Origin of the sequence: Planococcus sp. CAU13, from assembly GCF_000775575.1 — a bacterium.
Taxonomy (GTDB): domain Bacteria; phylum Bacillota; class Bacilli; order Bacillales_A; family Planococcaceae; genus Planococcus.
The window spans coordinates 1-1,042 of the sequence record NZ_JRGN01000148.1 but is presented as its reverse complement, the minus strand read 5'-3'; the positions used below and the strand labels follow the sequence as shown (position 1 = coordinate 1,042).

The 1,042-nt window shown below is 45.3% G+C and carries 2 protein-coding genes; both read left to right on the top strand.

All coding sequences use genetic code 11. The annotated features are described in order from the left end of the window. The first annotated feature begins 276 nt into the window (after positions 1–276). Entirely contained in the window at positions 277–687 is a 411-nt protein-coding gene (locus KW93_RS06265; protein WP_081986937.1) for a single-stranded DNA-binding protein, read from the top strand. A 28-nt stretch (positions 688–715) separates the two neighbouring features. Next, positions 716–859, top strand: a complete 144-nt coding sequence (locus tag KW93_RS17605; RefSeq protein ID WP_162835042.1) for a hypothetical protein — start codon at positions 716–718, stop codon at positions 857–859. Positions 860–1,042 lie beyond the last annotated feature (183 nt).

Genomic DNA, 1,042 nt, shown 5'->3' with positions numbered 1-1,042 from the left:
GCGACGAAGCAGCGAAGCGATGCAGGAGCATAATCTTTGCCCCGGTTTTTGCAGAAGAAGAAATGATGGACAAAGCTGTGAAATTCCATTTTTGTTATCGGCTTATAAATTTCCGGAAATCATTAATTCTGCATGAAAATAAAAATAAAATATTTTTAATGGCTCTTAATAAATGAAATATCGCCCGCCAATAATCAGGCAAATCCTGTTTTTCGCCTTTTGCGTAAAATTCAGTTTATTTAGTATGCTGACTTTACCGGAAGGAGGTGAAAATATATGAATCAGGTAGGGTTGGTTGGCAGGCTGACGAAGGATCCATCGTCACGGACACTCAGCGAAGGGCGTGTACATACAACGTTCATTGTTGCCGTTTCCCGTAATTACAAAAACCAGCACGGGGAAATCGAAAGTGATTTTATGCTTTGTTCCACTTGGGGAAGACCAGCCGTAAACGTGGCGAAGTATTGTGTAAAAGGCTCTCTTGTTGCGATTTCAGGGAGGCTGCAATCCCGGCATTATGACAAAGAAGATGGCACCAGGGTTTACGTCACAGAAGTTTTGGGAGACCAGGTGCGTTTCCTCGACCGAAGGAAAGTGCAAGAAGAAACCGCTCCCCTGCAAAAGGAACCAGAATCTGCAGCAGATTTTGATTTCCCAGCGCCGGAAGCGGAATCAGTAAACGTATAAACAATTGGAAGATGGGGGGCACTTAGCCATGCCAAAGGACGTACAACAGCAATTAGAAGTGCATATGGAGCAGCTGATCCGCCTGACAGCTTTGCTGCATAGACGATTGGCAGAGGCGGAACGGGAGCTAAGTGAACTGAAAGAGCATTTCCGTTCCGCTGCTAAGGTTTGATCTTTTCACGTATAAGTTCAGTAGAGCATGGAAGGGTGGGGACCCGGCCATGCTCATTTTGGAATTAGAAACCATATAAGTTGAGTAAAGAGATTGTCTATTATAGACCGCTTCGTCGCTTTGGACTAAGCTCCCGCAATAAGCCGAGAAGTGCACTCGTCTTATTGCTCCGCTCCGTCCTGA